The sequence below is a fragment of the Nocardia coubleae NBRC 108252 genome (genome assembly GCF_001612805.1).
In the GTDB taxonomy this organism is placed as follows: domain Bacteria; phylum Actinomycetota; class Actinomycetes; order Mycobacteriales; family Mycobacteriaceae; genus Nocardia; species Nocardia coubleae.
The window spans coordinates 237,309-244,090 of record NZ_BDBD01000010.1 but is presented as its reverse complement, the minus strand read 5'-3'; the positions used below and the strand labels follow the sequence as shown (position 1 = coordinate 244,090).

Genomic DNA, 6,782 nt, shown 5'->3' with positions numbered 1-6,782 from the left:
AGGGGCGACGTATGTCAGTTGGAGACCACCATCGAGTGGGATGAAGAGCTCGAGCAAGACACCGGCCTACCGGCTTTCGCAGCCCCGCTGGGCGGCCGGATGATCAATATTTGCGACGAGTGCGCAGGCGATCGGGGACCGCACGAGCTGACCGAATTGGCTTACGTCATCGCCGAAAACGGGAGGCCTGGAACGCGAGATCGCTGAACGTCTTCCTCGTGCGGCCTCACCTCAGGCTCGCACGCCACGAGCGGTACGGCGGGCGCGTGGATTGTGGCGCCAGTGGAATGGGGTACGACGGTGCCCTCGGCTGGACAGAGGGTCGTCGGCACCATACACACGCTGTAGCCCGACGGCCCTGTCCGAGATGGTTCCACGCGCGGCGGATCGGTGATCTGGCAGCCCGGGAATGTCCTGCCGTTCGGCGGCAATACCGCGCCCGGCGGTTGTGCAGCTCCTTGGTTCGTCGATCGGAACGGGTATTCGTCGCAGGAGAATTCCGGAATCGAATACCTGCCGGAGGGGGCAGGCTCGATTGCCGTTGCGCTCTCGTTCGGTGAAGTTGGTCATTCGGGTCAGCGGTCCTGTGTAGTACAGCCTGGGAGCACCAGGCAATCCTGATTGCTGAGCCTTGACTCGGCAAGCTTGCGGAGATTCCGGGGACACCTTGGTCGTCGTCGCATCGGATGTCCGGCGAGACCGCTGAGGTCTTTCCACTTCCGGGAAACCAGGCCGCGATCCAAGGCCACACCCTCGCTCGGCTACCGCAAGATTGTGTGGTCATCGACCGAGGTCCGGCCCTGGACTCGGCTTGTTCCCGTCTAGGTGCGTGAACCCGTATGAGCTGAAATCCTCTGCCGTGGTCACATGTTCGGCACGGGCACGTTCCTCGAGACGTCGCTGCCGGTGTGAAAGCCCTTGTCTTCTTTGTTGTTCTGCACGGTGGTCGGCGAGTTCGGCACCCAGCCCACTTTGTAGTGCCGCGGCTACTTGTCCGCGTTCGTTCGTAGTGCTGCTGGTTGCGCGTGTCTGTTCCGCGAGACGGCGGCTTTCGTCCTCGGCGGCGGTGCGTTCGGCAAGGGCAAGCAGCTCGTTGGCGTGACGGTTCGCGGCCCGTGCGGCGCTGCGAATCTGTTCGTGCGCGTCGCTGCGTCCACGGTGTTCGCGGACCAAGGTGTTGATGCGTTCTTGCAGGGCCTTGCGCTGGCGGCGGCGCGTCACTGGCAGGGCGTCGAGTTCCTCCCGCGAGGTGTCGAGTGCGGCTGCGGTTGCGTGGAGGCCTCGGATAGCGGTGTCGAGTTCATGGGCGTGCTGGCGGGCGGCCAGTTGTGCGTCCTCGGCGGCTTGTCGGTGTTCGGCCACGCTCGGGTCTGGTACCGCATGGGAGTCGTGCTGCCGAATCGGGGTGAAGATTTCGGCCTCTGTTGCGATGTTGCTGAGCCGCTGGGTAAGTCCGTCGATCGCCTCGGCGAGCGCGCGGTCGGAGAGACGTTGCAGCGGGGTCAGGATGGGAAGTGGTTGTTCGGTGAGCGGGTTGTCGGTCAGCCATTGCTCGATGAGTGCGCGCCCGGACTGGTCGAGTGTGCGCCAGTCGCGGCGCAGCATCGCCAAAGCCGCGGGCGCGGAGTGAGCTTCGGCGATGTGGGCGCAGCGTGCGGGGAGGTGTTCTGCCGGGTTGTGTTCGGGGGTGCCTGGCCGTTCGTTGTCGCGGCAGTCGTGGCACAGGCCGTCGTCGGAGATTCTGGGGGGCACGGGAGAGCTGGCGTTGCCAGGACGTTCGATGCTGCAATCGACACACGGCAGGCCGACGATGGCGGGTATCGCGGCCCGGTCGTAGTCGATCGGAAACCCACCCGATGCCGCCCGGGCGGTGGTCGTCGACGTCGGATCGCGGCGGTCGAGCGTGTCAGGGTCGGCGAGATAGGTATCGACCACGTCGTTGCCTGCGGCCTGAATCGGGACAAAAGCAGCCGGTGTGACCGTGGGGTCGAAGCGTTCGCGGTGGTCGTAGACGGGTCGAGGTCGGTCGTGGTCGGGTTCGGTGTCACGGCGGAAGACGCGTGGATCTGTCGTGGGTGTGCACGCCTGGATCAGCGCTTTGTGTTGCGGGAATTGCTGTGCAGCCCAGCGGAGTCGGGCTCGCGCGACGGGGAAACTGTACTGGTATAGCGTTTCCGAGATAGCGGTGAGGACCGCTTGTTCATCGTCGGACAGTCCGGTATTGAAGGTTCGGAACGCAGCGACAGCGTCGGCGACCTGCCCATTCGCGAACAACTCGGCAATGCGGTCGATGCCGGTGGTGAGGTCGCCCTCGGCAGGTTCGCTGACAGCGGCAGCGACAGGAGCGTCCTCGGCTTCGTGCTTGGCCCGCTCGGCTGTAGCGACGGTGACCGTGGGCTCGCTGCCGACGTCCGGTGTGCTCGGTGCAGGCGCTGCCTGTTCAGCGTGTTGGGCAGGCGGTGGCGGTGTCGGGGTGTGGTGGTGCAGTGCGTCGATGCGCCAGGCCAGTGCCGCCGCGAGTTGATCGGGACGCAGCGGTGCGGCATCGTCGGGCTGCGCGCCTTGGAGAAGTTCGTAGGCAGTGAAGAGCAGATCCCGGGGGGACCAGGATTTGGTGGCGCGTTCGACGGCGGCGACGACCCGAGGCCAGGCCGGTTCGGTGGTCAGCAATTCGGCCGTGTCGGTGCCGAGGACAGCTTCGAGGTCGGGTAACCAGTCGGGGTGGAGAGGGTCGGTGCCGGTGGTGTCGAGGGCGGAGGGTTCCAGTTCCAGGCGCGCCCACAAGGCCGCAGCGGGCATCTCATCGGGCAATGCTCGTTGTGCGGCGGCGTCGGTGAGCAGGGTGGTGATGTCGAGTCCGGCGCGGTCGGCGAGGTCGATTTTGTCGGCCACGACCGGCCACAAGGTGTCGGTGCTGATGCGAGCATCGATGTCGTCGACGACCTCGGCCCATCGATTGCGTGGCAGCGCGGGGTCACCGTAGGCGTCGATGACGCGTTGGTGCAGACGTTTCTGGTGCAGGCGTTCGAGGCCGGTGTAGCGGTCGGGTCCGGTGGGTCGGGTGTCGGTGTCGGGGACCCCGAGTCCTGCCCGCCACACCGCGAGCTCACCTAACAACGCGGGATCCGTCCCGAGAAGTGGGCGCGCCCACGCGGGTGCGATGCCCGGCGTCCACCGTCGCGCGGAGTCACGGATTTGTTCGGCGAGGGCGGACACGATCCGCTCGCGGGCCCGAACAGGCGCGGCCAGAGCCTCATTGGTGACGCCGTGGGGCAGGCCAGGCGTCCAACTCAACGGTCCGGTGCCGGCGGAATGGGCACCGGACGGGTCCAGTCGCCAGTCCAGCACCGCAGCAGGGTCATCGGCGGTGTCGAGTTCCCGATTGTCCGCGGCGGCGCGGAGAGCGGCGACGGGGTCGGCGCCGGTGAGTGCGATGAGGGCCAGGTGTTGACGCAGGACCGGGTAGGCGGGGCTGTCGGTCAGGTCGGGGTGGATGGTGTCGGCGGCGTGGTCGAGTTCGGTGAGACGGTCGCTGCCGAGGGCGTGTTCGGCAGTCAGGCCGAGGGTGTCGAGGTAGATATCGACCGCCCGTCCGATGCGCAACGCGGGGTCGAGGGCATCGCGAAGTTCGGTGTGCGCGGATTTCTGGGCCCCGTCGCGAGCCAGGACGCGTTGAAGTACTTCTACCGCGGTGCGTGGGTAGACGGCGGGTTCGGTGTAGATCGAGCCTTCGGCGCCGTCGAGAGCGGTCGCGACGTAGGCGTGGTTGGCGTGGATGCCGCGGGTCATCGCGACGTAGAACTGTTGGCGGGATTCGCGCCCGGACAACGCGACATGGCAGGCGTCGGCGGTGATTCCCTGCGCGGAATCGATCGTCGCGGCGTACCCCAGATGCACATGTGCGCGCACGTACTCGGCCGGAAGTCGGACGGTTTTGTCGCTGTCGGTGCCGCCGCGTCGGTGCGACACCGTCACTGAACCGTCCTCGTGGACGGCGGTGATGGTCCAGGAGTAGCCGTTGCGGACCCAGCCAGTGTCGCCGAAACGCAGCTTGGGGTTGTTGCGTCGGGTGCGCACGGTGTCACCGACAGAGCCGCAAAGCCCGTCCGCGAGGGCCACTTCGATCTCTGGTTTCGTGTCGGTTCGGGTGAGTCTGTCGGCGCGGGCGCGTGCGTTGAGCGCGGTCACGACTTCGTGGGTGGGTGCCAACATGACCGTGTCGCGACCGGTGTTGTGGTCGGTGGCCCATGCTGTGTAGGTGTCGTCGTAGACCGATCCGGTGTGCCCGGCATGGATGCGGTTGTTGTCCAGATACCAGGCCAACGCGGCCGGGTCCCCCTCGCGCAGCCCGATCGAGGCGGTTGCTTCGCCGGTGGAGGCGAACCGGACGACGTGTGACAGCGTCACGGTTTGTTCGGGGGAGGCGGCGTTCATGTCGGCGTCGGCGCCACCGGCGTCGATCGCGGGCAGTTGCTTGTCGTCTCCGATACAGCGCACCGTGGCCCCGCGTCGGGACAGGAACTGCAGCAGCTGCAGGCGTTTGGTGTTGCCGAGTTTGACGTGCTCGTCGACGATCACCAGCGTCGTGTTGTCGATATCGAGGACCCACTGCGGCAACGACGGCGGATGATCCCGCACGATCGTCGGTGAATCCGCACCAACGGTATGGCGGTTGATGACGTCGAGGAGCTTGTCGACGGTTTCGGCGCGGGTGCCGATCGACTCCCCGAGAACCGCGGCCGCGGCAGCGGTGGGGGCCATTCCGAGGACGGTACCGCCGCTGGAATGCCATGCGCTGGTGAGGACTTGCATGGCGGTGGTCTTGCCGGTGCCGGCCGGGGCGTTGGCGGTATGCACGCGCAACGCGGACGTGGCGAAGGAGGAGATCACACCGACCTGGCCGGCATTGAGCGGCCGATCAGGATGGGCGGTGTTGTAGTCGGTGACCGCGTTGGTCAGCAGGTCGGGGTCCAGGGTGCGGGCGCCGGGCTCGACCGACAGTTCGATGAGCGCGGCTTCGATGTCGAGAGTGGTTTCGGTGGTGTAGATCTGGGAGTTCGGACGAACGTGAACCGGGGTGCCATCTCGGTGGCGCAACCATGCCGGCACGGCGCGTAGCCCGGGTTCTTCGGTGAGGTCGGGATCACCGCGCGCGATCGTAGACCGCGGTGAGAGTGCTGCGGCGACGACTTTGTCGGGAACCCAGGCCCAGTCGGCGGGGCTGATCCGGCCGCGGAGCTGGCGTTCGACTTCGGCGCGCAGGTTGAACGGCCGCCACGTCGAGCGCCGCTCCGATACAGCGGCCAGCACACGTTCGGCGGCCGCGGCGATGAACGCGGCATCGGGGTCCGGCCGCGGTATCGGTGGCACCGACACCGCGGCCACCATCACCGCTTCAACGGGTTCACGGCCACCGAGCACCGTGGTGGCTTGGGCTAGCCAGGTTTGCCGTTGCTGGGTGTGTGATTCCGGAAGGTGTTTGGCCGGGCGGGTGTCCAACGTCGCTCGATCGGCGAGACCGTAGACCTCTTCCGGGGTGGGTTCGCGGCCGAAGGTTGCCTGGAAATCGGCGGTGAGCCGGTCCAAGCGTGCGTTGATCGCGGTGCCTCGTTGCGACCAGGCATGGATCAGTTCCAGCGGGACGCCGATGACTTCGCGGATCGGGACCTGGTGGATGTCGCGGTCGGGGCGGGTTTCGAACTGCAGGCCGAGGGTGAGTTCGAGGTAGTGCTCGAGGCGGGAGTCGTATATTTCCGAGACCGTGACGGCCGCTTCATGGAACAGACGTGAGTCGATCGTGCGCCACTTGCCGTCCAGGGTGCGGACTTTGTTGGCGACCAGGACGTGGGTGTGGAGGTCGGGATCGCCTGCGCGGCTGTCGCGATGGGTGAAGCACGCCGCGACGATGCCTTCGACTTCGGCGTGGCGGACGCCGTTGCGGCCGAGCCGGGTGAACACGGCGTTGCGTTCCAGCCACGCCAACGCGTCACGGATCGCGCGCTGGTGGGCAGCCTCTAACCGCCGCGCCATATCCGGTGGGGCCAACGCCCACAACACCGACACGCTCTTCACCGGGGAGAAGGTGATCTCGAGACCGGCTAGCGCGGCCTGGTTGACGCGGGAGTTCTTGGCGACCCAACCCGACAACTCTCTCGCGTTCAGGGGTGCGCGACCGTACTCGTCGGTGAACATTTCGGTCGCCACGTGTGTGCGAATGCGTGCGCGTTCGTCGTCGGAAATGGCGGCAGTGGGCTCTATATTCCGTCCTGAATTATGTGCGCGGTAGGCCTGAGAGCAATGCTTCCGATACTCCGACCGAACCTCGTAGACGGCGAACTTGTTGCCCAATTTCGTTGCCTTCTCGGCCGCGCGGGTGGCTTCGCGGTCGCTTGCGCCGAGCACGATCTGCTGCGCGTAGACGTCGGTCTTGATCTGCTCGGCGTTCGGGTGAAGACCTTCCCCGAACAGTGACTTCATCTGGGACTCGGTCACTTCCGACCCGGCTGTGAGGTCGAGGGCGTCCAGTCCGGTGCCGTGCCAGCGTCCGGGTGCTTCACCGTGATCGGAGTAGTACTGCGACAGGGAGGACCGCCCGCGAGCGGTTCGGTCGTTGGCGGCGGTTTGACGCAGATAATATTGGTAGCCGTTTCCTGCGGCGACTCGATGAATAGTCGCGACCATGCCTCCATGAGGCACCAGCGAATTCGCTTGCCGCAAGCGACATTTAATTCCATTCGACAACTCTGGGCAACGATGGACAATTTTCGAGACGGGTGTTATTG

At 66.2% G+C, this 6,782-nt stretch carries 2 protein-coding genes; one reads left to right on the top strand and one right to left on the bottom strand.

The features are described 5' to 3' along the window. The coding region (locus tag NCO8_RS32145) for a hypothetical protein (RefSeq protein ID WP_218022658.1) at window positions 1–207 on the top strand (207 nt) is incomplete at its 5' end. A 573-nt stretch (window positions 208–780) separates the two neighbouring features. On the opposite strand, the gene mobF is transcribed toward NCO8_RS32145, so the two are convergent. Beyond that, window positions 781–6,681, bottom strand: coding sequence for a MobF family relaxase (gene mobF / locus NCO8_RS08975; RefSeq protein ID WP_067637981.1), 5,901 nt, complete (start codon window positions 6,679–6,681; stop codon window positions 781–783). Window positions 6,682–6,782: the final 101 nt, after the last annotated feature.

Excerpts from the sequence above, each read along its gene's own strand:
- mobF (WP_067637981.1), bottom strand. The coding sequence starts at position 6,681 with ATGGTCGCGACTATTCATCGAGTCGCCGCAGGAAACGGCTACCAATAT.